The 14,737-nt window shown below is 62.1% G+C and carries 15 protein-coding genes; 4 read left to right on the top strand and 11 right to left on the bottom strand.

The features are described from left to right. Positions 1 to 15: 15 nt before the first annotated feature. The 4 genes from arcC to arcD (C4J90_RS20635) all read right to left on the bottom strand — a co-directional run bounded on the left by arcC (position 16) and on the right by arcD (C4J90_RS20635) (position 4,807). The gene (gene arcC / locus C4J90_RS20650; RefSeq protein ID WP_124364160.1) at positions 16 to 945 is read right to left on the bottom strand and encodes a carbamate kinase; all 930 of its coding nucleotides are present in this window, start codon (positions 943 to 945) and stop codon (positions 16 to 18) included. Positions 946 to 1,074: 129 nt separating this feature from the next. Further along, positions 1,075 to 2,085, bottom strand: coding sequence for an ornithine carbamoyltransferase (locus tag C4J90_RS20645; RefSeq protein WP_124364159.1), 1,011 nt, complete (start codon positions 2,083 to 2,085; stop codon positions 1,075 to 1,077). A 12-nt stretch (positions 2,086 to 2,097) separates the two neighbouring features. Then, positions 2,098 to 3,354, bottom strand: a complete 1,257-nt coding sequence (arcA, locus tag C4J90_RS20640; RefSeq protein ID WP_124415460.1) for an arginine deiminase — start codon at positions 3,352 to 3,354, stop codon at positions 2,098 to 2,100. A 25-nt stretch (positions 3,355 to 3,379) separates the two neighbouring features. Continuing rightward, positions 3,380 to 4,807, bottom strand: a complete 1,428-nt coding sequence (arcD, locus tag C4J90_RS20635) for an arginine-ornithine antiporter (protein ID WP_124364157.1) — start codon at positions 4,805 to 4,807, stop codon at positions 3,380 to 3,382. 401 nt (positions 4,808 to 5,208) lie between these two features. Between arcD (C4J90_RS20635) and arcD (C4J90_RS20630) the strand changes: the two genes are divergently transcribed. Beyond that, positions 5,209 to 6,636: an arginine-ornithine antiporter gene (gene arcD / locus C4J90_RS20630; RefSeq protein ID WP_124420702.1), complete on the top strand. Its 1,428-nt coding sequence runs from the start codon at positions 5,209 to 5,211 to the stop codon at positions 6,634 to 6,636. Between the two features lie 91 nt (positions 6,637 to 6,727). Here the strand turns inward: arcD (C4J90_RS20630) and C4J90_RS20625 are convergent, their stop codons facing one another. From C4J90_RS20625 to C4J90_RS20595, 7 genes are all read right to left on the bottom strand, one after another. Continuing rightward, entirely contained in the window at positions 6,728 to 8,077 is a 1,350-nt protein-coding gene (locus tag C4J90_RS20625; protein WP_124420701.1) for a CoA transferase, read from the bottom strand. A gap of 40 nt (positions 8,078 to 8,117) precedes the next feature. After that, complete coding sequence (locus C4J90_RS20620) at positions 8,118 to 9,461, bottom strand: HAMP domain-containing sensor histidine kinase (protein WP_124364154.1); 1,344 nt, start codon at positions 9,459 to 9,461, stop codon at positions 8,118 to 8,120. A 67-nt stretch (positions 9,462 to 9,528) separates the two neighbouring features. Further along, on the bottom strand, positions 9,529 to 9,990 hold the full coding sequence (locus C4J90_RS20615; RefSeq protein ID WP_124420700.1) for an LTXXQ domain protein: 462 nt from the start codon (positions 9,988 to 9,990) through the stop codon (positions 9,529 to 9,531). Between the two features lie 229 nt (positions 9,991 to 10,219). Then, complete coding sequence (locus C4J90_RS20610) at positions 10,220 to 10,897, bottom strand: response regulator transcription factor (RefSeq protein ID WP_124405115.1); 678 nt, start codon at positions 10,895 to 10,897, stop codon at positions 10,220 to 10,222. 7 nt (positions 10,898 to 10,904) lie between these two features. Beyond that, positions 10,905 to 11,312, bottom strand: coding sequence for a translation initiation factor 2 (locus C4J90_RS20605; protein WP_124364151.1), 408 nt, complete (start codon positions 11,310 to 11,312; stop codon positions 10,905 to 10,907). A gap of 106 nt (positions 11,313 to 11,418) precedes the next feature. Next, on the bottom strand, positions 11,419 to 11,718 hold the full coding sequence (locus tag C4J90_RS20600) for a YciI family protein (RefSeq protein WP_124364150.1): 300 nt from the start codon (positions 11,716 to 11,718) through the stop codon (positions 11,419 to 11,421). Between the two features lies 1 nt (position 11,719). Next, positions 11,720 to 12,316: a septation protein A gene (locus C4J90_RS20595; RefSeq protein WP_124420699.1), complete on the bottom strand. Its 597-nt coding sequence runs from the start codon at positions 12,314 to 12,316 to the stop codon at positions 11,720 to 11,722. 87 nt (positions 12,317 to 12,403) lie between these two features. Between C4J90_RS20595 and C4J90_RS20590 the strand changes: the two genes are divergently transcribed. The 3 genes from C4J90_RS20590 to C4J90_RS20580 all read left to right on the top strand — a co-directional run bounded on the left by C4J90_RS20590 (position 12,404) and on the right by C4J90_RS20580 (position 14,729). Further along, a complete protein-coding gene (locus C4J90_RS20590) occupies positions 12,404 to 13,267 on the top strand; it encodes a PHP domain-containing protein (RefSeq protein ID WP_124415454.1) in 864 nt (287 codons plus the stop codon). Positions 13,268 to 13,280: 13 nt separating this feature from the next. Beyond that, complete coding sequence (locus tag C4J90_RS20585; protein ID WP_124364147.1) at positions 13,281 to 13,910, top strand: L-threonylcarbamoyladenylate synthase; 630 nt, start codon at positions 13,281 to 13,283, stop codon at positions 13,908 to 13,910. Between the two features lie 120 nt (positions 13,911 to 14,030). Further along, the gene (locus C4J90_RS20580) at positions 14,031 to 14,729 is read left to right on the top strand and encodes a ScpA family protein (RefSeq protein WP_177413426.1); all 699 of its coding nucleotides are present in this window, start codon (positions 14,031 to 14,033) and stop codon (positions 14,727 to 14,729) included. Positions 14,730 to 14,737: the final 8 nt, after the last annotated feature.

The raw sequence follows: 14,737 nt of genomic DNA, 5'->3' as shown, positions 1-14,737 counted from the left end.
CAAATCTCCTCTACTTCACAGATAGCTGATGCCAGCGGTTGCCGTGCTGATGCGTGTGCCGGCGCTGCCCTGGACGATGGCTTCGATGTCCGAGAGTGAACCGATCACCGCGGTTTTGCCAGTCTGGCGGGCGAACTCGCAGGCCGCTTGCACCTTGGGGCCCATGGAACCGGCGGCGAAGCCGAGTTGTTCCATGGCGTCGGGATGAGCCTGGCCGATGGCCTTCTGGGTGGGCTTGCCGAAGTCAATGAACGCCGCGTTGACGTCGGTGGCGATCACCAGCAAATCGGCGTCCAGTTGCGCGGCCAGCAGCGATGAGCAGAGGTCTTTATCGATCACCGCTTCAATGCCTTTGAGCTTGCCGTCTTCGCCATACATCGTGGGGATACCGCCGCCGCCAGCGCAGATCACAATGGCTTTCTTCTCCAACAGCCATTTGATCGGGCGGATTTCGAAGATGCGTTTCGGGCGCGGGCTGGCAACCACGCGACGGTATTTGTCGCCGTCGGGGGCGATGGCCCAGCCTTTTTCGGCGGCAAGTTTTTCCGCTTCGGCCTTGGCGTACACCGGGCCGATTGGCTTGGTCGGGTTCTGGAACGCTGGGTCGTTGGCGTCGACTTCCACTTGTGTGAGCAGGGTGGCGAAGGGCACTTCGAAATCCAGCAGGTTGCCCAGTTCCTGTTCGATGATGTAGCCGATCATGCCTTCGGTCTCGGCCCCGAGTACGTCCAGCGGGTACGGCGAAACGCTGGTGTAGGCCGCGGCCTGCAACGACAGCAGGCCGACCTGCGGGCCGTTGCCGTGGGCGATCACCAGCTCGTTGCCGGGGTGGATCTTGGCAATCTGTTCGGTGGCGATGCGGATATTGGCGCGTTGGTTGTCTGCGGTCATGGGTTCACCACGGCGCAGGAGGGCGTTGCCGCCCAGGGCTACGACGATGCGCATAAAGAATGTCCTTCTGAAATGATCGTTCCCACGCTCTGCGTGGGAATGCAGCCAGTGGCGCTCTGCGCCACAAAAGCGGACGCAGAGCGTCCAGTGAGGCATTCCCACGCAGAGCGTGGGAACGATCAGTTAGATATCCGCCAACGCCGACACCAGGATCGCCTTGATGGTATGCATGCGGTTCTCCGCCTGCTCGAAGGCAATGTTGGCCGGCGACTCAAAGACTTCCTCGGTGACTTCCACGCCACCGGCCAGGTGCGGATAGCGCGCGGCGATGTCTTTGCCGACCTTGGTTTCGCTGTTATGAAACGCCGGCAGGCAGTGCATGAACTTCACGCGCGGGTTGCCCGAGGCTTTCATCATCTTGCTGTTGACCTGGTACGGCAGCAGTTGCTCGATACGCTCGTCCCACGCTTCCACTGGCTCGCCCATCGACACCCAGATATCGGTGTGAATGAAATCCACGCCCTTGACCGCCTCGGCCGGGTCTTCGGTGATGGTGATGCGTGCGCCACTTTCTTGTGCGAACGCCTGGCACTGCTTGATGAAATCGTCATGGGGCCACAGGGCTTTCGGCGCGCCGATGCGCACGTCCATGCCCAGCTTGGCGCCGATCATCAGCAGCGAGTTGCCCATGTTGTAGCGCGCATCGCCCAGGTAGGCGTAGCTGATGTCATGCAGCGGCTTGTCGCTGTGTTCGCGCATGGTCAGGGTGTCGGCGATCATTTGCGTCGGGTGGAATTCGGCGGTGAGGCCGTTGAACACCGGCACGCCGGCGAACTTGGCCAGCTCTTCGACGATTTCCTGTTCAAAGCCCCGATACTCGATGGCATCGAACATGCGCCCAAGCACGCGGGCGGTGTCTTTCATGCTTTCCTTGTGGCCGATCTGCGACGACACCGGGTCGATGTAGGTGACGTGCGCGCCCTGGTCGTGGGCCGCCACTTCGAACGCGCAGCGGGTGCGGGTCGAGGTCTTTTCGAAGATCAGCGCGATGTTCTTGCCTTTGAGGTGCGGACGCTCGGTGCCGGTGTATTTGGCGCGCTTGAGGTCGCGGGACAGGTCCAGCAGGTAATGCAGTTCGCGGGTGGTGTGGTGCATCAGCGATAGCAGGCTGCGGTTGCGCATATTGAAAGCCATGATGAAGTCTCCTTAATAGTCGATAGGGTCGCGGATGATCGGGCAGGTCATGCAGTGGCCGCCGCCACGGCCCCGACCGAGTTCACCGGCGCTGATGGTGATGACTTCCACCCCGGCCTTGCGCAGCAAGGTATTGGTGTAGGTGTTGCGGTCGTAGCCGATCACCACGCCCGGCTCCACGGCCACCACGTTGTTGCCGTCATCCCATTGTTCGCGTTCGGCGGCGAAGCTGTTGCCGCCGGTCTCGACCACGCGCAGCGCCTTGAGGTTGAGCGCTGCGGCAACGGTGTCGAGGAAATTGGTAGTCTCCCGTTGGATATCGATACCGTGGGGTTTGCTGTCGTCCGGGCGCAGGGTGAAGGGCACGATCTGGTTGACCACTTCGGGGAAGATGGTGACCAGATCGCGGTCGCAGAAACTGAACACCGTGTCCAGGTGCATTGCCGCGCGGGACTTGGGCAGGCCGGCCACGATCACGCGTTCCACGGCGTTGTTCTTGAACAGGTTGCGCGCCAGTTGGCCGATGGCCTGGTGCGACGAGCGCTCGCCCATGCCAATCAAAACCACGCCGTTGCCAATCGGCATCACGTCGCCGCCTTCCAGTGTGGCGGCGCCATGGTCCTGGTCGGGGTCGCCGTACCAGATCTGGAAGTCGGCGTTGGTGAACTCGGGGTGGAATTTGTAGATGGCGCTGGCCAGCAGGGTTTCCTGGCGTCGCGCCGGCCAGTACATCGGGTTGAGCGTCACGCCGCCGTAGATCCAGCAGGTAGTGTCGCGGGTGAACTGGGTATTGGGCAGCGGCGGCAGGATGAAACTGGCGTGGCCGAGGAAGTCGCGGAACATCTCGATGGTCCGGCCGCCGAAGCTGCTCGGCAAGTCATCGGCCGAGACGCCGCCGATCAGGAACTCGGTGATCTTGCGCGGCTCCAGGCTGCGCAGCCAGGAACCGACTTCGTCAACCAGGCCCAGGCCGACGGTATTGGCGGTGATCTTGCGCTGCAGAATCCAGTCCAGCGCTTCGGGGATAGCGACGATGTCGGTCAGCAGGTTGTGCATTTCCAGCACATCAATGTCCCGCTCGCGCATCTTGGTCACGAAGTCGAAATGGTCGCGCTTGGCCTGGGCGACCCACAGCACATCATCGAACAGCAGCTCGTCGCAGTTGTTGGGGGTCAGCCGCTGGTGGGCCAAGCCTGGGGAGCACACCATGACTTTGCGCAGTTTGCCGGCTTCGGAATGAACGCCGTACTTCACTTTTTCCGTGGTCATTTCAGATCCTCCAGTGGACATGCAATTACAGCGTCAGGAAGCCGTCGTAGAGGCCATAGGCAGCCACCAGGGCGCCAACGATCACTGCGGCGAAAATCAGCTTCTCGACGTTGGTGAATATCGGTTTGCCCAGTTCACGCTTGGCCTTGGCGAACAGGATCGCGCCGGGGGCGTAGAGCAGGGCGGACAGCAGCAGGTATTTAGTACCGCCGGCGTAGAGCAGCCAGATCGCGTAGATCAGGGCGACGGCGCCGATGAACAGGTCTTTCTTGCGTTCTTTGAGGGCGTTTTCGTAAGTCTCGCCGCGCACCGCCAGCAACAGCGCATACGCCGCCGACCATAGGTACGGCACCAGAATCATCGAGGTGGCGAGGTAGATCAGCGACAGGTAGGTGCTGGCGGAAAACAGCGTGATCACCAGGAACACTTGCACCATTGCGTTGGTCAGCCACAGGGCGTTGACCGGCACGTGGTTGGCGTTTTCCTTGCGCAGGAAAGCCGGCATGGTGTGGTCCTTGGCGGCGGCGAACATGATCTCCGCGCACAGCAACACCCACGACAGCAGTGCCCCCAGCAGCGAAATGATCAAGCCGACGCTGATCAGCACCGCGCCCCAGTGACCCACCACATGCTCCAGCACGGCGGCCATCGACGGGTTCTGCAGCTTGGCCAGTTCCGGCTGGGTCATGATCCCCAGGGACAGCACGTTCACCAGCATCAGGAACAACAGCACGGTAATAAAGCCAATCACCGTGGCCTTGCCCACATCGGAGCGTTTCTCCGCCCGGGACGAAAAGATGCTCGCGCCTTCGATGCCGATGAACACCCACACGGTGACCAGCATCATGTTGCGCACCTGGTTCATCACGCTGCCCAGGTCCGGATTTTTCACGCCCCAGATGTCAGCGGTGAAGATGTCCAGCTTGAACGCGAACAGCGCGATCAAGACGAACAGCACCAGTGGCACTACTTTGGCGACGGTGGTCACCAGGTTGATGAACGCCGCCTCCTTGATTCCGCGTAGCACCAGAAAATGCACGGCCCACAGCAACACCGAGGCGCCAATCACGGCGGCCGGGGTGTTGCCCTCGCCGAAGATTGGGAAAAAATAGCCCAGGGTGCTGAACAGCAGCACGAAGTAACCGACGTTGCCCAGCCAGGCACTGATCCAGTAACCCCAGGCCGACGAGAAACCCATGTAGTCGCCGAAACCGGCCTTGGCGTAGGCGTAGACACCGCCGTCGAGGTCCGGCTTGCGGTTAGCGAGGGTCTGGAACACGAACGCGAGGGTCAGCATGCCGACGGCGGTAATTACCCAGCCAATCAACACCGCGCCCACATCGGCACTGGCGGCCATGTTTTGCGGCAGTGAGAAGATCCCGCCGCCAATCATCGAGCCCACGACCAGCGCCACCAACGCGCCAAGCCTAAGTTTTCCGGGTGAATCAGACATTGCGTGACTCCAATGCAGGAGAGAGAGATCACAGAATAATTCCGTGGGCTGATCAAACAGCTGACTTAGATCACATCATCGGTACATTTCATTATGAATTAATGACTTGGGGGTTAAGGTTCGTGGGCGATGAGAAACCCGAAGAGGCGCTTTGCAGAGCGCTTCCTCCCTCCTGATTAATCATTTGGTGGTGCATGGATGTATGACGCTAGTTGGTATTTACCAATGTGCAAACTTTTTGAGTAAGGTTTGACGAGTGGTTTATGCTGCACTTATTTAAATTCTAAATACGCCTAAACTTCCTGTTATTACATGCCCTTATGTTATGAAGGCTATGTTCATTAAACTGAATTAGTTGAATGCGCAGCTGTCCGCTGAAAAATTTAATTCGAGGAATCGTCATGTCCCACCCCGCACAGAAACTTCGGCTCAGTGCCCTGATCGCCTTGGTGGTGGGTTCGATGATTGGCGGTGGGATTTTTTCCCTGCCCCAGAACATGGCCGCACGCGCTGGTGCGGGCGCGGTGCTGATCGGCTGGGGAATCACGGCGGTGGGCATGCTGACCCTGGCCTTCGTGTTCCAGACCCTGGCCAACCGCAAGCCGGAACTGGACTCTGGCGTGTATGCCTACGCCAAGGCCGGGTTTGGCGACTACATGGGGTTCTCCTCGGCCTGGGGTTACTGGATCAGTGCGTGGATGGGCAATGTGGGTTACTTCGTGCTGCTGTTCAGCACCCTCGGTTACTTTTTTCCGGCGTTTGGCGAGGGCAACACGCCGCTGGCCATCGGCTGTGCGTCGCTGTTGCTGTGGGCTGTGCATTTTCTGGTGATGCGCGGGATCAAGGAAGCGGCGTTCATCAACCTGGTGACCACCGTGGCGAAGATCGTGCCGCTGCTGATGTTTATCGTGATTGCCGCCGTGGCGTTCAAGGCGGATATCTTCAGCCGCGATATCTGGGGCCTGGGCAACCCGCAAATGGGCAGTGTGACGGACCAGGTGCGCCACATGATGCTGGTCACGGTGTTTGTGTTTATCGGCATCGAAGGCGCCAGCGTTTACTCGGCGCGGGCCGAGAAGCGCGCGGACGTGGGCCGGGCCACCGTGATCGGTTTTCTCGGCGTACTCGCGCTGCTGGTGCTGGTGAATGTGCTGTCTCTGGGGATCATGAGCCAGCCGGAACTGGCGCAATTGCAAAACCCGTCCCTGGCCGGGGTGCTGGAACATATCGTCGGGCGCTGGGGGGCGATATTGATCAGCCTCGGCCTGGCGGTGTCGCTGCTGGGCGCGCTGTTGTCCTGGGCGTTGCTGTGTGCGGAAATTCTCTACGCCACCGCCCAGGACAAGACCATGCCGGCATTCCTGAAGAAGGAAAACGCCAACCAGGTGCCGGTCAACGCGCTGTGGCTGACCAACGTGATGATCCAGGCATTCCTGGTGATCACACTGTTTTCCGCCAGCACCTACACCACCCTGATTTACCTCGCCTCGTCGATGATTCTGGTGCCCTACCTGTGGTCGGCGGCCTATGCGGTGCTGTTGAGCGGACGTGGCGAAACCTACGAAGGCGCCCCGCGTCGGCGCTTGAAGGATTTGCTGGTGGGCCTGATCGCCCTGGTTTACGCCGTATGGCTGCTGTATGCAGGCGGCCTGAAATACCTGCTGCTGTCGGCGCTGTTGTATGCGCCCGGGGTGATCCTGTTCGCCCAGGCCAAGCGCGAACAGGGCCAGCCGTTGTTCACCGTTGTGGAAAAAGGCATTTTCGGCTGCGTGGTTGCAGGGGCCGGCTTGGCGGCCTATGGGCTGTATAGCGGGGTGTTGTCGTTGTGAGGGCCTAATCGGGGGCAAGCCCCCTCCCACACTTTGAATGCATTCACAGTTCAAATGTGGGAGGGGGCTTGCCCCCGATGGCGGCTTCAAGTCACCACTGAGGCCGATGCGCCCCCAGCTCTCCGGCGGGCAAATCCCACTGCAGTGGCGCGCCGCTGATGCTCAGCGGCGCCAACAAGCGATGCGCCTGGCCCCAGGCAGTCTGCTCAACCACCAGGCCTTGATCACGCGTATCTTCGGCCCGCAGCGGCGGTTGCTCCGGCACTTGCCCTGCCTCCACCAGCAGTTTCGCCGTGCGTGCCAATGACAAGCGCGCCGACTCACCCCGGCCGCAGGCCAGGCGCTCGGTCAAGGCCCGGATCGCACTGGCGGCCATCAGGTACCCGGTGGCGTGATCCAGCGCCTGCACCGGCAACGGCAGCGGTTTATCCGCGTGCTTCCAGGCCATGCCCGCATCGGCAATGCCGCTGCTCATCTGCACCAGGCTGTCGAAGCCGCGGCGGTTACGCCACGGGCCACTCCAGCCATAGGCGTTGAGGCTGACGTCGATAAGGCCCGGCGCGATGCGTTGCAGGGTGTCGGCCGAATAGCCCAACTGCTCTAACGCATCGGCGCGGTAACCGTGGAACACTATATCGGCGTCCTTGAGCAACGCTTCGAAGACCTGTCGGCCTTCGGCGCTTTTCAGATCCAGCCGCGCGCAGCGCTTGCCCAGAGTCATTTCCGGCACCACGCCGGGCTCGTCCCAGGTCGGCGAGTCGATGCGCAATACATCCGCACCCAAACCCGCGAGAAAACGACTGGCGACGGGGCCGGCCAATACGCGGGTCAAGTCCAGTACCTTGATGCCGGCCAGTGGGCGGGCCGCTGTGCCGAGCCAAGGTGTGTCACGACTGGTTTCGCAGGCCTGACGCTGTACCAGTGGCTCGGCATTCACTGCCAAGCCTTGAGGGTGACTTTGCCAGGCGTGCCACGAACGCATCTGCGCCGCGCAACCGCCCGCGTCGACAATCGCCTGTTCCAGTTCGGCGGCGTTCCATTTGGCGACGTGACGCGCCATTTGCGCACGCTCAGCGACCTTGCCCAACACTCGTTCGGCCGCCGCGCGGTGATGGGGCGCGTTGGTATGCAAGCGAATCCAGCCGTCGGCGCTGGCGTAGTCACCGGCTATCGGGTCCCACAGCGGGGGCACCTGCCAACCCAGCGGGCGAATCGATGAGGCAAACCAGAATGAGGCGAGGCGGCGGTCCACGCTGACGCTGGGCAAGCGTGCGGTCTGTTGCCGGATAAGCTCGGCGACGGCCTGGCCGGCGGCGCCGATGCTGGCGGCGGCCAGGTCAGTCACGGCGAAGGCCGAGGGCAGGGCGCCGGGCTCGTTCAGAGGCAGCGGGGTGTGCGGTAGATCGAGTGCCGCTTGGATGGGTGTCAGCAGGTCAGTCATCTAAGGCCCTCCGTGAGAGAAGGGCCACTATAGAAGATCGTCAGGCCGGTGTGACAACCCCCGGCACCAACGGCAGTTCGATACTGGCGACAAAGCCGCCGTCGGCATGATTGGCCAGGATCAGGTTGCCGCCATGGCGTTCGGCGGCGCGACGGGCGATCGCCAGGCCCAGGCCGTGACCTTGCGCTGTCTGGCCCGGGGCGCGGTAGAACGGCTCGCCCAGTTGGCTCAGGTGCTCGGCTTCAACGCCGGGGCCATGGTCGCGCACGCTGATCAAAATGCGCTCGCCGCGCTGCTGTGCCTGCAGCTCGATGGGCTGGCCGGCCGGGTTGAAACGCTGGGCATTGCGCAGCAGGTTATCCACGGCGCGTTCGATCATGGTCGGCCAACCTTTGAGGCGCAGGTCGGGTTCAGTGGTCAGTTGCACGGCTTGCTCGGGCGCGCTGAGCTGGGCGTCCTTTTGCAGCGTCTGGAGCAACAGGTTGAGGTCGACCTCTTCGGCGCTGGCGTTGTCGGCATCCACCCGGGCCAGTACCAGGATCTCGCTGATCAGGGCTTCCAGGCGGTCACACTCGCGGGTCAGGCGCGGCCACAGTTTTTCCCGTTCTTCGGGGCTGGCGCGCTCGGCCAGGGCCAGGGCGATACGCAAGCGGGCCAGGGGCGAACGCAGTTCGTGGGAGACGTCGCGCAGCAGTTGGCGCTGGCTGGCGATCAGGCTTTGCAGGCGTGCGCCCATGCGGTTGAAATCGGTGGCCAGCACGCCGAATTCATCGCGGCGGTTGGCCAATTGCGCCAGGCTGTTCTGCTGGTACGTCGCTTGGCCCAGGTCATGCACCGCGCCGCGCAGTCGGCTCAGCGGACGGGTGATGGACAATGTCACCAACAGGCTGAACAGGGTCAGCACCACCAAGGCAATGGCCAGGGCGCTGAACGGCCACAACAGGCTGCTGCGGTGCCAGGCGTCGAGTTCCGGGTGCGGGATGCGGTAAATCAGCAGGTAGGTGTCGCCGGTTTTTTCGCTGGTGTACTCGGCGGTCAGGCGCCGCCAGGGCAGATGGCCGTCCTGGCTGTCATTCTGCCGGGCTTCGAAGGCGGCGGCGCGGCGTGGGAACGTGCCGCGTACCACCGGCTCGCCGCCTTCGTTCAGCACTTGCACGTCAATGTGATACTGGCGCTTGCGTTGCTGCAGCAACTCCTGGGCAGCGTCTTCGCCTTGGGCTTCGTAGAGTTGCGTCCACTCTTGCGCCAGGTTGTTGAGACCGGGGTGACGGCTGAGAATCCAGGCGTCCTGGTTCAGCATATGCCCAAGCAGGATCGACAATCCGGCAACCAGGGCGATGGCCAGCCAGAAACTCGCCAGGATGCGCCAGAACAATGAACGCACGGGAAACCCTCAAATAGGAAAAGCCCAGTGGCGGGGCCACTGGGCTGGGAGCATTAACGCGAGGGCATTATTGCGCTTTTTGCGGTTGTTGCGCTTTCCAGGCCTGGAATTCTTTCCATTCGGCACGACGCTGCTCTTGCTGCTTGACGATCTCGTCGAACCTCTTCTGCTGGTCGGGTTTGAGCACTGCGCGGATGTCGGCCTGGGTTTTCTGCTTGCCGGCGGCGATCTCGTCCTGCATGGCTTTCTGGTCAGCGGCCGGCAGTTTGGCCAGGTACTTTTGGGTCAGGTCTTTGCGAGCGTGCCACTGATCACCCATCAGCTTGCGAATCTGCTCGCGTTGTTCTTTGCTCAAATCCAACTGGGCGAACGGGCCACCTTTACCACGCGGGCCATGTTCACCGTGGCCTGGGCCACCCATCATATGGCCTTCCGGGCCGCCCATCGGGCCTGGACCTTCCGGCATGGCGGCCATTGCGACGGTAGGCAGTGCAGCGGCGAACATCAAAGCGATAAGGGTCTTGCGCATGGGGATTCTCCTGTCTCTATTCCGGTGAGTCCGGATGTGAGTAGGTTACGCAGGACAAGGTCAGCGGCGGTCAGGGGAGGGTAAAGGTTTGGTAAGGGTGAGGCGGCGGCCCCGATCGTTCCCACGCTCTGCGTGGGAATGCATCCCGTGACGCTGCGCGTCACCCAAGCGCAAGGCGGGACGCGGAGCGTCCAGGCGGCATTCCCACGCGGAGCATGGGAACGATCGCTCAAGGCGCGTAGTAGTAACCACGGCTGCGCAGCGCCACGATCCGCGGACGGCCGTCCGGGTGTGGGCCAATTTTCTTGCGCAGGTTGCTGACGTGCATGTCCAGGCTGCGATCGTACAGGGTCAACTTGCGGCCGAGGGCGATTTGCGCCAGCTCCTGTTTATCCAGCGGTTCGCCGGGCTGGCGCAGCAAGGCTTCGAGCAGGCGGCTTTCGGAGACGGTCAGGGTAAATTCCTGTGCGTCGATGCTGACCACGCCGCGCACCGGGCTGAAGCACAAGTCGCCCAGTTCCAGTTGGGTCGACACGGCTGCCGGATGACTGCGGCGCAGCACGGCACGCAAGCGAGCGGTGAGTTCGCGCGGATCGCAAGGCTTGGCCAGGTAATCGTCGGCGCCCAGCTCCAGGCCGAGGATGCGGTCCAGGGGTTCGCCCCGGGCCGAGAGCATCAGCACCGGCAATTCCGGGTGGTCGTTGCGCAATTGCTTGAGCAACTCCAGGCCGCTGCCATCGGGCAGCATCACGTCGAGCACCACCGCCGCCGGGGCAGTTTCGGCCAAGGCCCTGCGGGCACTGGAGCCGTCGTGGCAGGCGCGTACCTGGAAACCTTCCTGGCTCAGCCAACTGGTCAGCAGCTCACAGAGCTCCTGGTCATCATCTATCAGTAACAGCTCGCTCATGACTCACTCAATTTAGCCATTGTCGACGACGACGGTGCCCACCGCTGGCAAAGATGCCGCACAGCAAGGCGATCAGGGCGACGCCCGCGCCGGTGACAAACCATTGCTGCTGCTCGGTCAGCCATCGGGTCAAGGCACCGCCTTGTGTCTCTTTGAGTTGCTGGGCCAGGCGTTGGTTCTCCTGGCGCAAACGACTCAGTTGCGCGCTTTCGCGGGTAGCCTGCGTGCTTTGCAGTTGCTTGCTCAGCGCTTCGCGTAGCCCTTCGCTTTCTTTCAAGCGTTGCTGCAATTCGGTGATCTGGCTGCCGGCACTCAAGGACAGCGGCGTGGAGCTGCCGCTGCTCGAGGTCTCTTCAGCGTGGGCCGTCGCCCCGATCGTAAACACTGCCAACAGACACAACTGACGTAAGCGCATCGGAACTCCTGATTCCACACGGATATTCAGAACGTTGTCGGCAGGTTACCGGGAATGATGAGCCGGTGGAGCGGAGCCGAACCGTTTGGGTTCGGCGCCACCGGGGTCACGGCAGGACTTGCTTGAACGGCTTGATCACGACATCGGCGTAGACGCCCGCCGCCACATAAGGATCAGCCTTGGCCCACGCCTGGGCATCGGCCAGGGAGGCGAACTCGGCAACGATCAGGCTGCCAGTGAAACCCGCTTCGCCCGGCTCGTTACTGTCGGTGGCCGGGTGCGGGCCGGCCAGTACGATGCGGCCTTCGGTTTGCAGCTGCTTGAGGCGCTCGACGTGGGCCGGGCGCACGCTCAGGCGTTTTTCCAGCGAGTTGGCAACATCGGTTGCAATGATGGCGTAGAGCATGTCAGTCCTCGGTTTTCGGCGTGGTGGCGGCGGTGTCATGCAGGTGGCGCGACAGGTAGATACCTTGGCCGACCAGGAACAGCAGGGTCATGGCCAGGCTGCCGAACACCTTGAAGTCGACCCAGTATTCCTGAAAGGTAAAGGCCACGAACAGGTTGGCGGCACCGCAGAAGATGAAAAACACGATCCAGGCCACGTTCAGACGCACCCAGATCGGGTCCGGCAGGCTCAGCGCGTGGCCCATGATCCGCTTGATCAGCAGGCGATCACCAATGAAGTGGCTACCGATGAACACCAGGGCGAACAGCCAGTTGACCACCGGGGCTTTCCATTTGAGGAAGGTTTCGCTGTGGAAGGCCAGGGTCAGGCCGCCGAACACCAGGCAGGCGATGAGGGTCAGCCATTGGCTTTTTTCCAGCTTGCGCTGGGAGATGAAGATGGCGCCGTACACCACGATGGAGCTGACGATCAGCACGGCGGTGGCGCTGTAGATGCCGCCGAACGAGAGCTCGTGACCGGCGATGTCGATGACCCTGGGGTCGAGTTTGGTAACGATGAAAAACAGCAACAGCGGGATGAAGTCGATGAATTGTTTCACAGTAAGAGCCAGAAGCTGGATGTGGCGGCATAATAACAAACATCCTTGGTTGCGATAGCGCCAGCTGACTTGAGGTTACACACTCCCGTGAATGTTGATTTGCACTGCCACAGCACGGCCTCCGACGGCGCCTTGGCGCCCGCGGTACTGGTTGCGCGTGCGTTTGAAAAAGGCGTGCGAGTCCTCGCGTTGACCGACCACGACACCCTCGAAGGCCTCGATGAGGCCCGCACGGCGGCCCAGGCCTTGGGCATGCAACTGGTCAACGGCGTGGAATTGTCCTGTACCTGGGGCGGCGCCACCATTCATGTGCTCGGCTACGGTTTCGAGCAAAACGCCCCGGCCCTGGTGGCGGCCATCGCCCGATTGCACGATGGCCGCTGGCTGCGGTCCGAAGAAATAAGCCGCAAGCTCAGCCTCAAAGGCATGCCGGGCGCCCTCGACGGCGCCCGGGCCATCCAGCAGGCGTTGGGCGACAGCGGTAATGCACCGGCCCGTCCGCACTTCGCCGACTGGATGGTGCAAGCAGGTTTCGTCAAGGACCGCGCCGAAGCCTTCCGTAAATGGTTGGGCGCGGGCAAGTTGGGCGATGTGAAGCAACATTGGCCGACCCTGGAGGACACCGTGCAGACCCTGCGGGCCGCCGGGGCCTGGGTCAGCCTGGCGCATCCCTGGCATTACGATTTCACCCGCAGCAAGCGCCGCAAGCTGATCAGTGACTATATTGGAGCGGGCGGCCACGCGATCGAAGTGGTCAACGGGCATCAACCCGCCGATCAGGTCGGCAGCCTGGCGATCCTTGCCCGCGAATTTGGTCTGCTGGTCAGTGCCGGCAGTGATTTTCATGGCCCAGGCGGCTGGTCCGAGATCGGCGAGTATCGCCAGGTTCCGCAAGACCTGCCGCTGTTGTGGGGGCGATTCAAGCATGACCCCATTATTGCCACCGTCTGAACAGGTAGAGCTCGTGAGTCAATTCTTCCAGATTCATCCGGAAAACCCCCAGGCGCGCCTGATCAAACAGGCCGTGGAAATCATTCGCGCCGGCGGCGTGGTGATCTATCCAACTGATTCGTCCTACGCCATCGGTTGCCAGATCGGCGACAAGGGTGCGGTCGAGCGTGTAAGACGCCTGCGCCAACTGGATGACAAGCATAACTTTGCGCTGATCTGCAGCGACTTGTCCCAGCTTGGGCTGTTCGCCAAGGTCGACACCGGCACCTTCCGCTTGCTCAAGGCGCATACGCCAGGGCCGTACACCTTCATTCTCAACGCCACCCGCGAAGTGCCGCGCCTGTTGCTGCACCCGAAAAAACGCACCATCGGCCTGCGTGTGCCGGAACACCCGATCGCCCTGGCGCTGCTGGCCGAACTGGGCGAGCCGCTGATGAGCGTGTCGCTGATCCTGCCCGGCGAAACCGAGCCGCTGTATGACCCTTACGAAATGCGCCGCCTGTTGGAGAAACATGTCGACTTGATCATCGACGGTGGCTACGGCGGCAACAAAGCCTCCACCGTGATCAACCTGGCCGATGGCGAGCCGCAAGTGGTGCGTGTAGGGTGCGGCGACCCGACGCCGTTCATGGTCGAGGCCTGAATGTCGGTCGTGGAAACCGTCGATTCCCAGGCGGGGGTCCAGCAGGAACTGCCCTTCGCGATGGTCTATGGCCAGGCGGTCCTGGAAATGCCCCTGGACCTGTACATCCCGCCGGACGCCCTGGAAGTCTTCCTTGAAGCTTTCGAAGGCCCGCTGGACCTGCTGCTGTACCTGATCCGCAAACAGAACATCAACATCCTCGATATTCCCGTGGCGGAAATCACCCGGCAGTACATGGGCTATGTCGAATTGATGCAGTCGGTGCGCCTGGAACTGGCCGCCGAATACCTGGTGATGGCCGCCATGCTCGCCGAGATCAAGTCGCGCATGCTGCTGCCGCGCGCGGAGACGGTCGAGGCCGAAGAAGATGACCCGCGCGCCGAACTGATCCGCCGCCTGCAGGAATACGAGCGCTTCAAGGCGGCCGCCGAAGGGATCGACGGTTTGAGCCGCGTAGGCCGCGATGTGGTGGTGCCCAAGCTGGATGCGCCGGAAGCCCGCGCGCGCAAACTGTTGCCCGACGTGAGCCTGGAGGAATTGCTGATGTCCATGGCCGAGGTGCTGCGCCGTGGCGATATGTTTGAAAGCCACCAGGTCAGCCGCGAAGCCCTGTCCACCCGCGAGCGCATGAGCGATGTGCTGGAGCGTCTCAAGGGCGGCGGGTTTGTGCCGTTTATCGAGCTGTTCACCGCAGAGGAAGGGCGCCTGGGCGTGGTGGTGACTTTCATGGCGATCCTGGAGCTGGTCAAGGAGTCCTTGGTCGAGCTGGTCCAGAATGAGCCGTTTGCGGCTATCCATGTGCGGGCGCGAGCCGAATAACGAGCTGA

It is taken from the genome of Pseudomonas sp. R2-60-08W, from assembly GCF_003852335.1.
Classification (GTDB): domain Bacteria; phylum Pseudomonadota; class Gammaproteobacteria; order Pseudomonadales; family Pseudomonadaceae; genus Aquipseudomonas.
Note: the sequence above shows the minus strand (reverse complement) of the source record. Positions and strands in the feature narration are given on the sequence as shown.

Bases quoted from the DNA above. Each gene is read 5' to 3' on its own strand.
- arcC (WP_124364160.1), bottom strand. From the start codon at position 945: ATGCGCATCGTCGTAGCCCTGGGCGGCAACGCCCTCCTGCGCCGTGGT.
- C4J90_RS20645 (WP_124364159.1), bottom strand. From the start codon at position 2,085: ATGGCTTTCAATATGCGCAACCGCAGCCTGCTATCGCTGATGCACCAC.
- arcA (WP_124415460.1), bottom strand. From the start codon at position 3,354: ATGACCACGGAAAAAGTGAAGTACGGCGTTCATTCCGAAGCCGGCAAA.
- arcD (WP_124364157.1), bottom strand. From the start codon at position 4,807: ATGTCTGATTCACCCGGAAAACTTAGGCTTGGCGCGTTGGTGGCGCTG.
- arcD (WP_124420702.1), top strand. From the start codon at position 5,209: ATGTCCCACCCCGCACAGAAACTTCGGCTCAGTGCCCTGATCGCCTTG.
- C4J90_RS20625 (WP_124420701.1), bottom strand. From the start codon at position 8,077: ATGACTGACCTGCTGACACCCATCCAAGCGGCACTCGATCTACCGCAC.
- C4J90_RS20615 (WP_124420700.1), bottom strand. From the start codon at position 9,990: ATGCGCAAGACCCTTATCGCTTTGATGTTCGCCGCTGCACTGCCTACC.
- C4J90_RS20610 (WP_124405115.1), bottom strand. From the start codon at position 10,897: ATGAGCGAGCTGTTACTGATAGATGATGACCAGGAGCTCTGTGAGCTG.
- C4J90_RS20605 (WP_124364151.1), bottom strand. From the start codon at position 11,312: ATGCGCTTACGTCAGTTGTGTCTGTTGGCAGTGTTTACGATCGGGGCG.
- C4J90_RS20600 (WP_124364150.1), bottom strand. From the start codon at position 11,718: ATGCTCTACGCCATCATTGCAACCGATGTTGCCAACTCGCTGGAAAAA.